The 16,289-nt window shown below is 45.4% G+C and carries 15 protein-coding genes and 1 riboswitch; all 15 genes read right to left on the bottom strand.

What is annotated here, in order from left to right; all coding sequences use genetic code 11:
* Positions 1–43 precede the first annotated feature (43 nt).
* On the bottom strand, positions 44–1,222 hold the full coding sequence (locus VV089_RS18990; protein ID WP_334337014.1) for a phosphoribosylaminoimidazolecarboxamide formyltransferase: 1,179 nt from the start codon (positions 1,220–1,222) through the stop codon (positions 44–46).
* Positions 1,223–1,338: 116 nt separating this feature from the next.
* Entirely contained in the window at positions 1,339–2,052 is a 714-nt protein-coding gene (locus tag VV089_RS18985) for an IMP cyclohydrolase (RefSeq protein WP_334337013.1), read from the bottom strand.
* Positions 2,053–2,117: 65 nt separating this feature from the next.
* Positions 2,118–2,197: riboswitch (ZMP/ZTP riboswitch) on the bottom strand.
* Between the two features lie 43 nt (positions 2,198–2,240).
* Positions 2,241–2,954, bottom strand: a complete 714-nt coding sequence (locus VV089_RS18980) for a lysophospholipid acyltransferase family protein (protein ID WP_334337012.1) — start codon at positions 2,952–2,954, stop codon at positions 2,241–2,243.
* A complete protein-coding gene (locus tag VV089_RS18975) occupies positions 2,951–4,507 on the bottom strand; it encodes a hypothetical protein (protein ID WP_334337011.1) in 1,557 nt (518 codons plus the stop codon). The genes VV089_RS18980 and VV089_RS18975 overlap by 4 nt, the downstream gene beginning before the upstream one ends.
* Complete coding sequence (locus VV089_RS18970; RefSeq protein WP_334337010.1) at positions 4,504–5,229, bottom strand: glycosyltransferase family 2 protein; 726 nt, start codon at positions 5,227–5,229, stop codon at positions 4,504–4,506. Before VV089_RS18970 ends, VV089_RS18975 begins: the two co-directional genes overlap by 4 nt.
* Positions 5,226–5,630 (bottom strand): capsular biosynthesis protein, encoded by a 405-nt coding sequence (locus tag VV089_RS18965; RefSeq protein WP_334337009.1) that lies wholly within the window; start codon positions 5,628–5,630, stop codon positions 5,226–5,228. The genes VV089_RS18970 and VV089_RS18965 overlap by 4 nt, the downstream gene beginning before the upstream one ends.
* Positions 5,615–7,066: a hypothetical protein gene (locus VV089_RS18960; protein WP_334337008.1), complete on the bottom strand. Its 1,452-nt coding sequence runs from the start codon at positions 7,064–7,066 to the stop codon at positions 5,615–5,617. Before VV089_RS18960 ends, VV089_RS18965 begins: the two co-directional genes overlap by 16 nt.
* Positions 7,063–7,818 (bottom strand): lysylphosphatidylglycerol synthase domain-containing protein, encoded by a 756-nt coding sequence (locus VV089_RS18955; protein WP_334337007.1) that lies wholly within the window; start codon positions 7,816–7,818, stop codon positions 7,063–7,065. The genes VV089_RS18960 and VV089_RS18955 overlap by 4 nt, the downstream gene beginning before the upstream one ends.
* A gap of 10 nt (positions 7,819–7,828) precedes the next feature.
* Entirely contained in the window at positions 7,829–8,626 is a 798-nt protein-coding gene (locus VV089_RS18950; protein ID WP_334337006.1) for a glycosyltransferase family 2 protein, read from the bottom strand.
* A 279-nt stretch (positions 8,627–8,905) separates the two neighbouring features.
* A complete protein-coding gene (locus VV089_RS18945; RefSeq protein WP_334337005.1) occupies positions 8,906–9,145 on the bottom strand; it encodes a helix-turn-helix domain-containing protein in 240 nt (79 codons plus the stop codon).
* Between the two features lie 115 nt (positions 9,146–9,260).
* A complete protein-coding gene (gyrA, locus tag VV089_RS18940) occupies positions 9,261–11,780 on the bottom strand; it encodes a DNA gyrase subunit A (RefSeq protein WP_334337004.1) in 2,520 nt (839 codons plus the stop codon).
* An 87-nt stretch (positions 11,781–11,867) separates the two neighbouring features.
* Positions 11,868–13,784: a DNA topoisomerase (ATP-hydrolyzing) subunit B gene (gene gyrB / locus VV089_RS18935; protein ID WP_334337003.1), complete on the bottom strand. Its 1,917-nt coding sequence runs from the start codon at positions 13,782–13,784 to the stop codon at positions 11,868–11,870.
* A gap of 20 nt (positions 13,785–13,804) precedes the next feature.
* The gene (recF, locus tag VV089_RS18930; protein ID WP_334337002.1) at positions 13,805–14,890 is read right to left on the bottom strand and encodes a DNA replication/repair protein RecF; all 1,086 of its coding nucleotides are present in this window, start codon (positions 14,888–14,890) and stop codon (positions 13,805–13,807) included.
* Positions 14,887–15,093 (bottom strand): RNA-binding S4 domain-containing protein, encoded by a 207-nt coding sequence (locus VV089_RS18925; RefSeq protein WP_334337001.1) that lies wholly within the window; start codon positions 15,091–15,093, stop codon positions 14,887–14,889. The genes recF and VV089_RS18925 overlap by 4 nt, the downstream gene beginning before the upstream one ends.
* Positions 15,094–15,108: 15 nt before the next feature.
* The gene (dnaN, locus tag VV089_RS18920; RefSeq protein ID WP_334337000.1) at positions 15,109–16,221 is read right to left on the bottom strand and encodes a DNA polymerase III subunit beta; all 1,113 of its coding nucleotides are present in this window, start codon (positions 16,219–16,221) and stop codon (positions 15,109–15,111) included.
* Positions 16,222–16,289 lie beyond the last annotated feature (68 nt).

Below are 16,289 nucleotides of genomic sequence, written 5' to 3'. Positions count from 1 at the left end.
AAGCCACCAAGCTTTTCTGCATCAGTCCCTTTTCTAACTCCGATTAATGATGAAACAGCCGTATCCCCGTAAAGGCCATCACCATTCCATACTTATCGCAAGTCTCGATCACCAGGTCGTCGCGTACCGATCCGCCGGGCTGGGCGATGTATTTTACGCCGCTTTTCTTTGCCCGTTCAATGTTGTCGCTGAAGGGGAAGAAGGCGTCGGATCCTACGGTTACATCCGCCATCTGATCCAGCCAGGCCCGCTTTTCCTCCTCTGTGAACACCTCCGGCTTTACCTTGAAGATTCTCTGCCATGCTCCTTCTGCCAGAACATCCATGTACTCGTTCCCGATATACACATCAATGGCGTTGTCCCGATCCGCACGGCCGATGCCGTCTACAAACTGCAGATCCAGTACCTTGGGACTCTGGCGCAGAAACCAGTTGTCTGCCTTCTGTCCGGCCAGCCTGGTACAGTGGACACGGGACTGCTGTCCCGCGCCGATTCCGATGGCCTGTCCGTCCTTTACAAAGCACACGGAATTGGACTGGGTGTACTTTAAAGTGATAAGCGATATTTTCAAATCCATCTTCGCCGCCTCTGTCAGCTCCTGGTTCTTTGTGACAACCTTGGAAAGAAGCTCATCATTAATGGGAAGCTCCTGGCGTCCCTGCTCAAAGGTAATGCCGTAGACTTCCTTATGCTCCAGAGGCGCCGGACGGTATTCGGGATCCATCTGAATCACATTGTAGTTTCCGTTTTTCTTGGCCCTTAAAATCTCCAGGGCTTCCTCCGTATATCCCGGAGCAATCACTCCGTCGGACACCTCTCTCTTGATGATGGAAGCCGTATCCTTATCACACACATCGGACAGGGCAATGAAATCTCCGAAGGAGGACATCCTGTCTGCCCCTCTTGCCCTGGCATAGGCGCAGGCCAGAGGGGAAAGCTCTCCCATATCCTCCACCCAGTAAATCTTTTTCAGCGTATCGTTAAGAGGAAGTCCCACTGCCGCCCCTGCCGGGGATACATGCTTAAAGGAGGCTGCCGCCGGAAGTCCCGTAGCCTCTTTTAACTCCTTTACCAGCTGCCATCCGTTGAAAGCATCCAGAAAATTGATGTAGCCCGGTTTTCCGCAAAGGACGGTAATCGGGAGATCTTCTCCCTTTGCTACGTATATCCTGGAAGGCTTCTGATTTGGGTTGCATCCGTATTTTAACTCTAATTCTTTCATTCTCATTCTCCTTATTCCATGCCGTAATATTCCTCACAGTCCCTACCGGAAATATATACAAGAATTTCCCATACAGACTGCTGGCTCTGTCCGTGCGCATTTCTTTAGGTCAATTGTTATTCATTCTTATTTACAATCCGTGTCTCATACTTTCCGGTCTCAATATCAATATACCGCACAAAGAGAGATACCTTATTGTCCTCATTGAGATTCAGCCACAGCATATTGGTGAACTTCTCTATATCATCGGGAATCGCTATAAGCTTTGGCTCTCCCTCAAAGCTTGGCAGAGGGCTGCCGTCCCGCTGATACGTATGGATGAAATGCCCCTCCCCTGCCGGGCAGTTCTCATAAGAAAATGTATAACGGCTGCAGGAAGAAGGATCTCCGTTATTACTCTTTAAAATCGACATGGAGTAATTAAACTGTCCGTCCTCGATTTCCATAATTCCGGAAATCCGCGGCGTATAGTTGGGCCCGTCCGGTTCAAATTCCCGGGTGCGCAGAGCCTGCTCAAAGGTCATCCCCTTTTCCATGCATTCATAGATCGTATCCGTCTGATCCCCGTTGGTTACAATCGTCCTATTGCCCAGAACACGAACCGGCGCATAGATAATCAGGCTGGGATCCGTAAGCTTGGAAGGATCAAACGCCTGAGTCCGGATTCCCTCGCCCTCCTCTGCAAATATCCGGTTTCTGCTGTTCTCGCTTCTTCCCATAATAAAATAAGCGGCTGCTGCCTTTCTGCCGTTCTCAGATCTGCCAATCACGATGCCGCGTCCCGGATAGGAATTCTCCCGGAGCGTCTGTGCCAGTGAAATCATTTCCATGTCTGTTCTCCTTTCCCAAAATAACAGCTTCTGCAAATTCAAAGAAAAAAAGCCGCAGTCCAAGCGTTCATTGCCCAGACGGTCGGCTTCCAAGTTCTTATACTCCCCGTGGTTTCTTCCACTTCCGTCAGTCGTATAAGTAATTAAAACATAGCATTTCTTCCCATGCCTGTCAATCTTTTTTTAAACTATTTTCTATGGTTTTCTATGGTCTCTACAATCTGCCCCCGGACAAGCTCCGCGATTTCCTTGGATCGCATTCCCTGGTATTCCTCATAAGGAATGGGCTTTAAGAAATGAACCTCTACCGTCACAGGATGGATACTGTTGGTATCAAAGGCCTGGTAAGCATTCAGCATAGCCACCGGCACAATGGGGCACTTGGCATTCATGGCGCTTTTAAAGCTTCCTCCCTTGAAATCCCCCACCTCATTTCCATTTTTTGAGCGTGTTCCCTCCGGGAAAATAAGATAATTCTTTCCGCCCTTTACCTCCTCCGTCACCTCCTGGATGATGTTCAGAGACTGGCGCACATTATCCCGATCCATCATTTTTGCCTTCAATATGGCAAAAACCTGCTTTAAAAAAGGAATATCCTTTACCTCGATTTTAGCCACCACGGAAAATGGCACATCACATGCCTCAATAATTGACAGCACGTCAAAAAGTCCCTGGTGATTAGGGAAGAACACAAAGCCCTTCTCGGAAGGAATATGCTCCTTCCCATACACATCAATCTTCACTCTCCCGCCTTTGTTGGCATGAAGGGTGATCTTTTTCAAAAGCGCATACTTCTTTTCTTCCGGAATCTCATCCGTATGCCTGGCATAGGAGCAGAGCTGATACCACCACCAGGGCACAAAGGGAAAATTATAAAGAACCATCAAAAGAATCCGTTTCATCTGGCAGCCTCCCTTTCCTTTCGCTTCCTGTACCATAAAATTCCCACAAAGAATAAAAATATCCATCCGCACAAATAGGGAGAATAGTAATACATAAACAGGCATCCGGGAGCCGTCAAAAATATAAGGGGAACCTTAATGGCCGCCATCATAACGCTTCCCGCATAGACCCATCTCTTTTTCAGTAAAAACCAGAGGGAGCCCAGAATCAGAACAAAAGAGGGAAAAAAGCCGGAGTATACTATTTTGGTGGCTTTTCCCGAAACCAGATACTGATCCGAATTCCGATAGCGCAGCTCAAGTAAAGCATAAGTCCCATTTCTCACGGTCTCGCTGATTACAGGAGCGGGAGGATCCGTATTCGGAAGATCCCCAAGAATTCCTGTGGATTTTAGATATGTATTCAGGCGCTCCCTCAAAAATGTCTTCGGGTGGCGCAGAATCAGCTCATAGTACGCCATTTTCATATTATGGAAATCTTCCTGTGTATAGCTGTCCGTTACCAGTCCCTCTCCGCCGTATTTCCAGAAGATATCAAGCCCGTTATCTCCTTCAGAAGCTCCCTGGAAGATGAACGCACAGTTAATCACCTTATCAACGGCGGCAATCAGATCCTTTTCCTCCGCATAGGCCGCATCTACCACAAGAACTGTCAGCGGCCGTATGATTGCCGTAATCTCATAGCCGTCCCCACGGCCTCCGGTGCCGTTCCATCCGTCCCCAATCTTCTGAATTCCCACCAGTACAACAGAAAAGCTCAAATAAACTGCGATTGCCCGCAGGATTGCCTTTCCAGATACCCTTTTCCACAGAAAAACAGCCAGAAGCACCGGAAACAGCAGCAGATAATAAATAGATTCACTCCGCCAGGCCGTAACGATCCCCGCCAGCAGCGACATCCACAGGAATTCTCCCTTTCCCGGAAGACGCTTCTCGTACACCCAGAAACAGATCTTCGCCAGCAGAAGCAGTTCCAGAAACGCATAGATGCTCATGCGCATGGGATACAGGTTGGAGTCGATAACCGGGAAAAAGAAAAAGGGCACATACAACAGATACGCATATTTCTTTTCACCTGTATAAGTCCACAGCTTATAAACCAGATATCCCGCTACTGCGGAATTGATGGCGCACATAAACAAAACCACAGATGCCGGGTGGGGAATCATCATCAGACACAGAATATAGTAAACCGAAGTCAGATATCCCTGCCAGAAATGAAGATGCAGATCCTTCGCTGTCCGCAAAATACTAAATTCATCCACCCTCCAGATTCCAGGCCAGGTCAGAAGCAGAAAAACCAGCATCACCAGAAAATAAATCCCGGCAAGCTTCAGAATCTTACGGACTGCCTGATTACCCGAGCAGTATTCCCGGACTGCATACCCTGCCGCCTGGTAAAATATAAAAAGGAATAGAAGAAACAAAACCTTCCAGATTCCATACGTGACAGAGCTTTCACAGGTAATCACCAGTTTATCTGTCAGAAGGCTGATAAGCCAGTGGACAAGAGCTATCGTTACCCACAATTTTTGGATTGGCAGTTTCTTCATTTTTTATAATTCTCCTTAAAATAATCCAGTTCCTCCGGTGTCCCAAGCACATGAATCCGTTCCTTCTCAATGACAGAGATCCGGACTTCGTTCCCTTTTTGTATCAAATAATTGTAAAGGGGCGCAATATACTTCTCCCCCTTTTCCATATGATCTTCTTCATGGTAGTATTCTTCGTACAAAGCTTCATAAAGGCCGCAGGTTTTGAAATAGTACGCACCTATGGTACAGTAATCCGAGATATGCACCTTTTCCCGAACCTCCGCCGCTCTTCCATCCTCTGAAAGACGCACAAAACTCCAATGATCGCCTTCCCCGCAGAAGCAGGGTATAAACCCGTCCCCGCAGAACTGCTCCGGGCGCATCTGTCCGGCTTCTACATAGGTGTCAATATTGTAGACGAGAAGAGGGCTTTCCTTATCCCAATAGGCGGCTCCCAGCATAGCTGTGGTGGCCTGCCCGTCTGTCATCTCATCCAGCTCTATGATCTGAATTCTGCCGATGCCCATAGCAAGACATTTTTCCCGGATAAAGTCAGCGGCTCTGTCCTCTCTTCTTAAGATAAACAGATACGTATCCTCCGGACGGCGGAAATCCGCAAGGCTTTCCATAGACCACTCAAATAAGGTCTTTCCATGGGCCGTAATCTGATATTTCGGCATGGGATAGCCTGCTTTTTTGAATCTCGTTCCAAAGCCTGCCATGGTAATTACGATTGTCATAAGCACTCCTCCTCCGGACGGCTTTTTTTGCAGATGGCATCCAGCTCTTCCTCCGAATATTTCAAAAGCTCATCCGGCCTTATGCAGCGGTCATCCACATAAAATCCCCGATGGCCGGGCCAGGGCTTCCCGTACAGTATTTCATCGTAAGGAATCTCCCATTTTTCCAGCCATTTCATCAGAACCTTAGCCGTATTTGCATTGATAAGTCCCAGATTACCCTTGTAGGTATTCATATTCCGGGAGGTGTACAGCACGATTTTTGCACCGCCAGCCTTATATTCCTTCATCTTTTCCACAATTTCCTTGTAAGGAACCAGCTCTATGTACTCTTGATCCTTCCTCTTAATGGGGCAGATGGTTCCGTCAATATCCATTACCAGCGTCATCCCTTCAAACATTGCTCCACCTCCTGTAAAATCTCAATCCCGTTTAACAAAAATCCAAATACCTTCTGAGGGTTATCCATGTGCAGAGGCAGCATGGATAAAAACAGCGACGCCTCATACAGCCGGACAACCGGATATGAAAACTGATTTTTCTCAAGATATTTCTGAAACAGTTCTACATAAGCCTGATTTTCAAACTCAATGTGAAGCCCAAGCTTCAGATCCTCCCCAATCTCCACCCGATACAGGCCGCTGTTAAAGAAATCGTACCTTCCGCAGATGGAATGGGAAAGCTTCGCCAGATCATACCAGGGATCTGTCCAGATATCCTCTTCCTCCTTTGCTCCCTTCGGATCAATCATGCGCAGAATGTTGGCATGCCTCTGATAAAGAATATTGGAGAAGCACAGATCCCCGTGGCTCACTGCGGCAAGGGCTTCAAAGCTGTACCTCTTATGTATCTGCTGATACAAAGCCTCGTAGTGGGAAAAAACAGCCGCCGCATTGTCATAAGCAGTTCCAACCCCTATCATCTGATTCATTTTCTCAAAGTAAGGATTCTTCTTAAGCTCCTCCAGCCGCCTTAACACCTTATCCAGATACAGATGCCTGGACTGCTGTTCGTACTCCTCCTTTGAGATCTTTTTTATGCACCTTGTCTTTAAAAAATAAAAAAGCTGGCGCAGGATCTCATCCAGATCCTCCAGGGACAGGGCCCCATGGACGTATTGGATGGCCAGGTCGGTCATATGCATCCGTTCCATGGTGTAGCTTGCCGCCTCCTCCGATTCCTCGTAGGAATAGGGCTGCACAAACCAGTGCTGCATTTCCCTGGGAAGAAAATAATAAAACTGGTATTCGCTTTTGATCTTTTCCTTATTGGCGGAACGCTTTGTAACCGTATACTGATCTCCCTGAAGAGTATTAAAAAACCTGGCTTCGAATCCGCTGGTAATATATTTTATGAATTCGTCAAAGGAGCTTAAATCTATGAACATGTCCCCAGAAAGGGCTTCCATTTCCTCGCTTCCCTCTGGATTGCTGCCCTTTTTCACCCACTCCCGGAAGGCTTCCATCTCCGAAAACAAGAGGGCGGCTGTATGGCGGTTCTTGACAACCTTCTTGGATTGGTTTAAAAATTGTGCTTTGTCCAGAAGAAGGCCGAACATATTTGAATCTGCAATTCCATAGGAAGAATACAGATATACAATCGCCGCCGGGTGAACGGCAGACAGTACCTGCCGGATGCTTTCCGATCTTTTTTCCTCCCCGGAAAAGGGATAAAATTTCAAAATATAATCCTTTTCCTCCAGAATCTCCTCCAGCCGTTTCTGAATAGTCTTCTGTTTAAAGATAATGTTTCCGTAGCTTTTATTTCCAGCTACCTGGGCGATCTTTTCATTGGGCCGGATCCTGTCATCGTACAGAACAAATAGTTTTTTCTTCATTGCTTTTTTCTCCTTAAAAGTCTGATGCACAGAAACAACAGAATCAAAGCAAATAATATGTACATGCTGATACGGTTATAGGCCGTAAATATCAAGCTTTTTTCCGCCGAAAAAATAGACTGGATATAAGCTGCAGACTCTTCCACGCCAAACCCGATCTGATAGTAACCGGAAATCATAAAGAGCAGGCCGGCCTCCCCGATCCACCCAAGGGCGGAACAAAAGATAATCAGATATTGTCTGCCTTTGATCAGATCCTTCGTATAATCGTACCATTCCCGGAGCATTTCCATAAAGGACAGGATCCAGATTCCCCTTTTGCTTCTGGAGCTTCGGATCAGATATTCGTTCAGATAGAGATAGGTGGGCTCAAACATCCGGTACGCCAGCATCACAAGCAGAAGAAATATAAGCAGAGTCCCCGTTATCCAGGTAAGGCCCCGAAGAACCAGCAGATCGTATGGAAGTAAAAACAACAGCAAGATAAAGGTGTCGAAAAAACGATCCAGTACCACGCTTAAGATTCCTACCTGCGTGCAGTCTGTCAGCTTTATCACGCAGTATATCCGGTAGATCTCCCCAAGCTTAAAAGGAATCAGCAAATTAAGAAAGGTTGTTTTTAGGTATAAAAACGTAAACTTCTTCAGTTCTATCTTCTGCTCCAGAAGAACCAGGTAGAAGCGCAGCATTTTCAATACATGTACCACAAAAAGGCCTGCCAGAAAAAGTGGTACAAGATATAACATTTTCATAGACAAGTCCTCACTTGTTTTCCTGTATCACATCTGCCAGATAAGCTTCTCTTGGAATCTCCCGAAGCTCTGATTTTATGAATTCATGATTCCGCCAGTAGTCCGCAAGCATCTTTAATACAGATACGGCCTGGCTTGCCATCTTTACATTGGACACCTGATCTTCCTCCCTCCAGGTAATCGGAAAAAACATGATACGGTGTCTATAGTAATGGGAGGCCAGAATCATACAGTAATTGAAGGTCAGCTTATCCGGAAACTTTTTATAAAAAGGATCCTTGAGCATAGCGGTGGAATACATATTTAATCCGGATCCCAGATCGAATATCCGGTTTCTTACCACGGCGGAAAAGAGAAAATTATATACGATATTGCCGAAGGTACGGAAAAGGGAATACCCTTTCAGCCGGGAGCCTCTCATAAACCGTCCGCCCAGACAGCAGTCATATTTTTTATAAAGCTGTTTTTTCAGCACCCGGTCCATGTCGTGAATATCCCCCTGATCGTCTCCGTGGAGAACAATCACATAATCGTAATTGTGATTGATTGCATAGGAAAAAGCAGTCTTGTGAGAACCGCCAAGACCGTAATTATCTTGATTTCTTAATAATGTGATTGGAACCTGGGGATGTTCCTCCATATAACTTTTGACAGCTTCCTCTGTCCCGTCTGTACTTTGGTTATTTACCACAATAATCCGGGTTAAAAAAGACAGGATTCCCTCATCCAGCTGTCCCAGAACCCTTACAATCTGTTTTTCGCAGTTATATCCGGGTATAAAAAGAAGAATTTTATCTTTTGTACTCACAAGTGTTTCCCCCTTATCTTTCTCGTTTGTTTTGTATTATCGTTTTAATGTTTCAAACTCTAAATGAGAAGATTCAAGAAAATGAATAAAATTACATAAATAAAAAACTGAATATTTTCTTGGAAAAAATAGAGAACAAAAGAAGGGTCCGTATCATTTCCAATCTGTATACATAAAAATTACCTTGGATTCTTTTTCCATAGGAACTCGAAATAATTATAGTATAGTTTTTCCAGTTTGTCACCTATTCATTTGACATGGAATTTATTTCCACTTGATCTACATCTGCTCTTTGCCGGCCTGAACCTCTTTTTCTTCCGGAACATATTCCAGAAGATCCCCGGGCTGGCAGTCTAATGCTTTGCATATGGCATTGAGCGTAGTAAAACGTACTGCTTTTGCTTTGTTATTTTTTAATATCGATAAGTTGGCCATGGTAATGTCAACTTCTCTGGCCAGCTCGGTCAGTCCGATTTTCCGTTTTGCCATCATAACGTCCAGATTTATTACAATTGACATATTATATCCTTTCTTTCCGCATATAGAAAAGATGCAGTTATCTTTTTGACTGATAACTGCATCTTATCATATACGATTTTGTAAATCAATATTTATTTATTGATTTTCGATAAGTCTATTCTGTTTCCTTGGGATTATCCGCTTCTGTCTCCAGGGATTCCTCCTGATCCGCATCTTCTTCCCCGGAATCTTCCTGGTTACGTACCTTTGCAATGCTCGCCACTACCACATTCTCGGAATCCACGTTCATCAGCTTCACGCCGGAAGCAATTCTTCCTACAATGGAGATTCCGCTGCAGGGAATCCGGATAATGATTCCCTCATTGGTAATCAGCATAACCTCATTCTCCTCGTTGACTGCCTTAGCGCCGATGACATTGCCTGTCTTTTCCGTTATCTTATAACACTTGATACCCTTGCCGCCCCGGTTCTGAGCATTGAATTCCTCTATACTCGTCCGTTTTCCAAGACCGTTTTCCGAAACCACCAGAAGATACTCGCCCTGGTTGTGTACCTGCATGGCTACGACTTCATCCTGATCTGTCAGATTCATACCGATGACGCCCATGGAAGTACGGCCCGTGGGCCTTACGTCTGTCTCGTGGAAGCGGATGCACATGCCGAATTTTGTAATGAGAAGGACATCCTGCTCATTGTCGGTGTATTTAACTTCGATTAGCTCATCCCCGTCCCGAAGATTAATGGCCAAAAGTCCTGTTTTGCGCACATTTGCATAATCCAGAATGGAAGTCTTCTTTACAAGGCCGTTCCGGGTAGCCATAAAGAGGTATTTTCCTTCCTGGTAATCCTTCATGGGAATAATTGCCGTTATCTTTTCCTCTGGCTGAAGCTGCAGGAGATTGATGATTGCAGTTCCTCTGGAGGTTCTGCCTGCCTCTGGTATCTCGTAAGCCTTCAGGCGGTATACCTTTCCCGTATTGGTAAAGAACATCAGGTAATGATGGGTGGTTGTCATCATCAGATCCTCAATGTAATCCTCATTGATGGTCTGCATTCCCTTGATTCCCTTGCCGCCCCGGTTCTGGCTCTTGAAGTTATCGGTGGTCATGCGCTTGATGTAACCCAGATTTGTCATGGTTATGACCACATCCTCCTCAGGAATGAGATCCTCCATGGACAAATCAAACTCATCATAGCCTATGCTGGTTCTTCTCTCATCCCCGAATTTCTCAGAGATAATGAGGATCTCTTCCTTGATAACGCCGAGAAGCTTCTTCTCGTCCGCCAGAATTGCTTTTAAGTACTCGATCTGCTCCATCAGGCTTTGATACTCTGCTTCAAGCTTCTCCCGTTCCAATCCAGTGAGAGCTCGCAGACGCATATCTACAATTGCCTGGGCCTGTACATCATCCAGTTCAAAGCGATCCATCAGCCCCTGCTTTGCAATCTGCGTGGATCGGGAGCTGCGGATGATCCGGATAACCTCGTCAATGTGATCCAGGGCAATCAGCAGACCCTTTAAGATATGGGCGCGTTCCTCTGCCTTGTTCAGCTCATACCTGGTTCTTCTGGTTACCACATCCTCCTGATGAAGAAGATAATATTTCAGCATATCCAAAAGATTCAAGGTCTTTGGCTGGTTGTTCACCAGAGAAAGCATGTTGACGCCGAAGGTATCCTGAAGCTGGGTATGCTTGTATAGCTGATTGAGGATTACATTTGCATTGGCATCCTTTCTAAGCTCTATGTTAATCCGCATTCCCTCCCGGCTGGACTCGTCGCCGATATAAGTAATGCCGTCAATGCGTTTTTCCTTTACCAGATCTGCGATCTTTTCGATCAGCCGGGCTTTATTTACCATATAGGGAAGCTCTGTGACGATAATCCGATTCTTCCCATTGGGCATAGATTCAATATTTGTCACGGCACGGACACGGATCTTACCCCGTCCTGTCCGGTAAGCCTCCTCAATTCCTCTTGTTCCCAGAATCTCTGCGCCTGTAGGGAAGTCAGGTCCTTTGATAATCTTCAGAACCTCCTCTATCTCCGTATCCCGATCCTCCAGAACCCGGTTATCAATAAGCTTTACAACAGCTGCTATAACCTCCTTCAGATTATGGGGGGGGATATTGGTAGCCATTCCAACAGCAATACCGGTAGTTCCGTTTACCAGAAGATTGGGATATCTGGAGGGCAGTACGGAAGGCTCTTTTTCTGTCTCGTCAAAGTTGGGGACAAAGTCTACGGTATCCTTATTGATATCCGCCAGCATTTCCATGGAAATCTTGCTTAAACGAGCCTCTGTATAACGCATAGCGGCTGCACCGTCGCCGTCTACAGATCCGAAGTTTCCGTGACCGTCTACCAATGGATAACGGGTAGACCATTCCTGAGCCATATTTACCAGAGCGCCGTAGATGGAGCTGTCTCCATGGGGGTGATATTTACCCATGGTATCGCCGACGATACGGGCACACTTACGATGAGGCTTATCCGGACCGTTGTTCAGCTCGATCATGGAATACAGTACCCGGCGCTGTACCGGCTTTAAGCCGTCCCGCACATCCGGCAGCGCCCGGGCCGCGATTACGCTCATGGCATAATCAATGTAGGAATCTTCCATGGTCTTTTTTAAATCTACCTCATGGACTTTATCAAAGATATTATCTTCCATTCTATTCTCCTTTTATTCCAGTTCCGTAAAACTCAAACCTTTTCGGACGAAGTCCGCCAGCCCCGATGGAGTATGGCAGGCTCCCCATTATATATCAAGATTCTTCACGTACTTGGCGTTCGTCTCAATAAATTCCCGTCTCGGCTCTACCTTATCGCCCATAAGGGTAGTAAAGGTCAAATCAATCTCCGCAGAATACGTATCATCAATCATCACACGCTTTAAAACTCTGTGAGCCGGATCCATAGTTGTCTCCCAGAGCTGATCCGCATCCATCTCACCCAGACCCTTATAGCGCTGAATCTTATTGTTCTGATCCCGCCCTACCTCTGTGAGAATCTGATTTAGCTCTTCATCGCTGTAAGCATACCAGACCTTTTTGTTCTTTTCCAGCTTATAGAGAGGCGGCTGCGCCAGATATACATACCCCTCCTTAATCAGATCCGGCATAAAGCGGTAGATAAAGGTCAAAAGCAAAGTACTGATATGTGCGCCGTCTACGTCCGCATCCGTCATCAGAATAATCTTATGATAGCGGAGCTTCGAGATATCAAAGTCTTCATGGATTCCCGTTCCGAATGCAGTGATCATGGCTTTGATCTCTGCATTGGCATAAATCTTATCAAGCCTTGCCTTCTCTACATTCAGAATCTTTCCGCGCAGAGGAAGAATCGCCTGTGTCGCACGGGAACGGGCCGTCTTTGCAGAACCTCCCGCAGAATCTCCCTCCACAATGTAGATCTCACAATTTTCCGGATTCTTGTCGGAGCAGTCTGCAAGCTTGCCGGGCAGAGCCATTCCGTCAAGAGCCGTTTTTCTTCTGGTCAGATCACGGGCCTTCCGGGCCGCGTCCCTGGCCCTCTGGGCTAAAATGGATTTTTCCAGAATCACCTTGGCAATGGCCGGATTCTGTTCCAGGAAAATCATCAGCTGCTCTGAAACTATGTTGTCAACAGCGCCTCTTGCCTCGCTGTTGCCCAGCTTCTGCTTTGTCTGGCCTTCAAACTGAGGCTCTGCAACCTTGATACTGATGATGGCCGTTAAGCCCTCCCGGATATCCTCGCCGCTTAGAGAGGGTTCATTGTCCTTCAAGAGCTTATTCTTTCTTGCATAATCATTAAATGTCTTTGTGAGTGCATTCTTAAAGCCTGTCAAATGAGTTCCGCCCTCAGGCGTATTGATATTATTGACAAAGCTGTAACAATTCTCTGTATAGGAATCGTTGTGCTGCATGGAAACTTCTACATATACCTCATTGAACATACCCTCACAATAAATGATGGGATCGTAAAGACTTGTTTTGGAACGGTTCAGATACTCCACAAACTGACGGATTCCGCCCTCATAGCAGAATTCCTTTACGATTTCCTTTTCTTCCCGCTTATCCCTGAGAATGATATTCAGCCCCTTTGTCAGGAATGCCATCTCCCGGAGACGTACCTTAAGGGTATCGTAATCAAATATGGTTTCCTCAAAGATCTCTTTGTCCGGATAAAAGCTTACGGTTGTTCCTGTCTTTTTTGGATCACAGGTTCCCGCCTCTTTTAATTTATAGATAGCGCGGCCGCGCTCGTAACGCTGACGGTAGATCTTTCCCTCACTGTAGATGGTAACCTCCAGCCATTCAGAGAGAGCGTTGACTACAGAAGCTCCTACACCGTGAAGGCCGCCGGATACCTTATATCCTCCGCCGCCGAATTTTCCACCCGCATGAAGAATGGTAAATACGACCTCTACCGCGGGGATTCCGGCTTTATGATTGATTCCCACGGGAATTCCCCGGCCGTCGTCTATAACGGTAATGGAATTGTCCTCATTGATAGACACATCGATATTTTTACAAAAGCCCGCCAGGGCTTCGTCTACGGAATTGTCCACAATCTCGTATACCAGATGATGAAGCCCTCTTGAAGAGGTGCTTCCGATATACATGCCAGGTCTTTTGCGGACTGCTTCAAGCCCTTCAAGAATCTGTATTTGATCCGCACCGTATTCTGTATTCATACATACCTCCTAATTTAAAGTCAATTTTCATTCCATACCGTACCTTCGATCACCCGAAACACCTTATTGATGGAAAATCTATGATTTACAAACTCATCCAGCCCTGTACAGGTAATCATGGTCTGGATATCATGGATACTGTTCAATAAATAGTTTTGCCTATTATGATCCAGTTCAGACAATACATCATCCAATAATAATACTGGTGTATCATGAATCATCCTTTTTACCAGTTCAATTTCCGATAATTTAAGGGAAAGGGCGGCTGTCCTCTGCTGACCCTGGGAACCGAATTTCCGAATGTCAATGGAATCTATTGCAAACCGCATGTCGTCCCTGTGGGGGCCTACGGTGGAAGTTTTCATTTTCCTGTCCCGATCCCGGTTTCTTCGTATGGCATCGTAAAGATCCGCTTCCTCTGCATTCTTCTCATAGGCAATCTGAAGCTCTTCCTTTCCGCCCGACAGATTCTTATGAATTCCTAAGATAATCTCTCCAAGCTGCCGGATAAAAAGCTCTCTTCCTGCAATAATCTTTTTTCCATACTCTGCAAGCTGCATATCCCATATATCCAGGGTTTCTTCCAGATCGCTACGATAAGCCAGATCCTTTAAAAGCTTATTTCTCTGAGCCACTATCCGGTTATAATTGGTCAGATTATAAAGATATACCCGATCAAGCTGGCACAGCTCCATATCAAGAAATCTTCTTCTCTCCCCAGGCCCCTGTTTGATAATGCCAAGATCCTCCGGAGAAAAAAATACAAAGTTCGCAATTCCAAAAAGCTCGCCGGCCTTTTTGATGGGAATACCGTTGACTGCAATTCCCTTGGTCCGGTTCTTTTTCAGATGAATATCAATCCGATAATCCATCTCCCCTTTTTTCACAAAGGTACGCAGATGCCCTTCCTCTTCTCCGAAAAAGAGCATATCCCGATCCCGGCTTCCCTTATGAGACTTTGTCGTACCGCTTAAGTAGACAGCCTCCAGAATATTCGTCTTTCCCTGGGCATTGTCTCCGTAAAAAATATTCGTATTCTCATCAAATTCCAGCTTTAATTCCCGGTAATTCCGAAAATTTTTAAGCTCTATGGATTGTATAATCATGTCACTTTGACATCCTGTCCATGGTAAGAGAACACATCACCGGGATGAAGCTTCTTCCCCCTTTGCGTTTCCGTCTCACCATTTACTTTCACATATCCTTCCTGTATTACATACTTGGCATCTACGCCGGAATCTACCAGTCCGGCCAGCTTAAGAGCCTGGCCGAGCTTGATAAACTCATCCCGAATCCGTATCTCTTCCATACCTTCACCTGTCCCTTAATTCACTGCACTGTTGAAATTCACCGGCAGAATGAGATAAATATAAGACTGCTCTTCATTGCGGATAAAACACGGCGCCTTGGGATTTACCATATAAAGCGTAATGTTCTCATCGTCAATAACGCGGAGGGCATCAATCAAAAACTTGGGATTGAATCCAATCAAAATATCTTTTCCCTCTTTTTCAATGACTATCTCCTCATTCATAGAGCCTACCCCGGAGGTAATCTTCAGATTCATTTCCCCGTCATTTACCTGAATAATAATCGGCTTTTTATCACCCTCCTTAATCAGGAGCGTAGCCCTGTCAATACAATTTAAGAATTCCTTTTTATTGACTGTAACCTTTGTCTCATAATCATTGGAGAGCATCTGTTCAATGCGGAAATACTCTCCTTCAATCAGACGGGATACAACCGTCGTCTCGTCAAATTCAAATACAATATGATTCTTTGTAAAAAAAATGTTCACAAATGAATCCATTTCTCCGGAAAGGATCTTGCTGATCTCTATAAGAGTTTTTCCCGGTACAATCACTTTCTTCTCATCGCAGCTTTCCTTTAATTCCAGATTGCGGATGGAAACCCTGTGTCCGTCCAGAGAAACGACCTTGAGATTGCTGTCTTTCAGTTCAAAGAGTTCTCCGGTCATCATCTTATTATTTTCATTGTCAGAAATAGAAAAAATAGTCTGCTTAATCAATTCCTTTAAGCTGAACTGAGAAATACTGACCGAATCTTCTTTTTCAATATAAGGAAGATAGGAAAAATCCTCTCCCGACTTTCCGGAAATATGAAACTTTGCCTTTTCACAGGTGATCTTTGTCTGGAAATTGCTGTCTGTCTCAATGGCAACAAAATTATCCGGAAGCTTCCTTACAATCTCTGAAAAGATCTTAGCGTCAATCGCCACAATTCCTTTTTCCAGGATATCTCCTTCGATGATGGTTTCAATTCCAAGCTCCATGTCATTGGCCGTGAGTTTGATCTTCTGGGCGGAAGCGTCAATTAGAATACATTCCAGAATAGACATGGTTGTTTTTGAGGGAACGGCTTTGAGAACAATGTTAACACCCTTTAATAAATCTGTTTTACTGCAGACAATTTTCATGCTGTGGAAAACTCCTTTCATATATATATAAATAAATAAATCCGTAGTATTCTTCGTAGAGAGTGTGA

It is taken from the genome of Candidatus Merdisoma sp. JLR.KK011, assembly GCF_036941125.1.
In the GTDB taxonomy this organism is placed as follows: domain Bacteria; phylum Bacillota; class Clostridia; order Lachnospirales; family Lachnospiraceae; genus Laedolimicola.
Note: the sequence above shows the minus strand (reverse complement) of the source record. Positions and strands in the feature narration are given on the sequence as shown.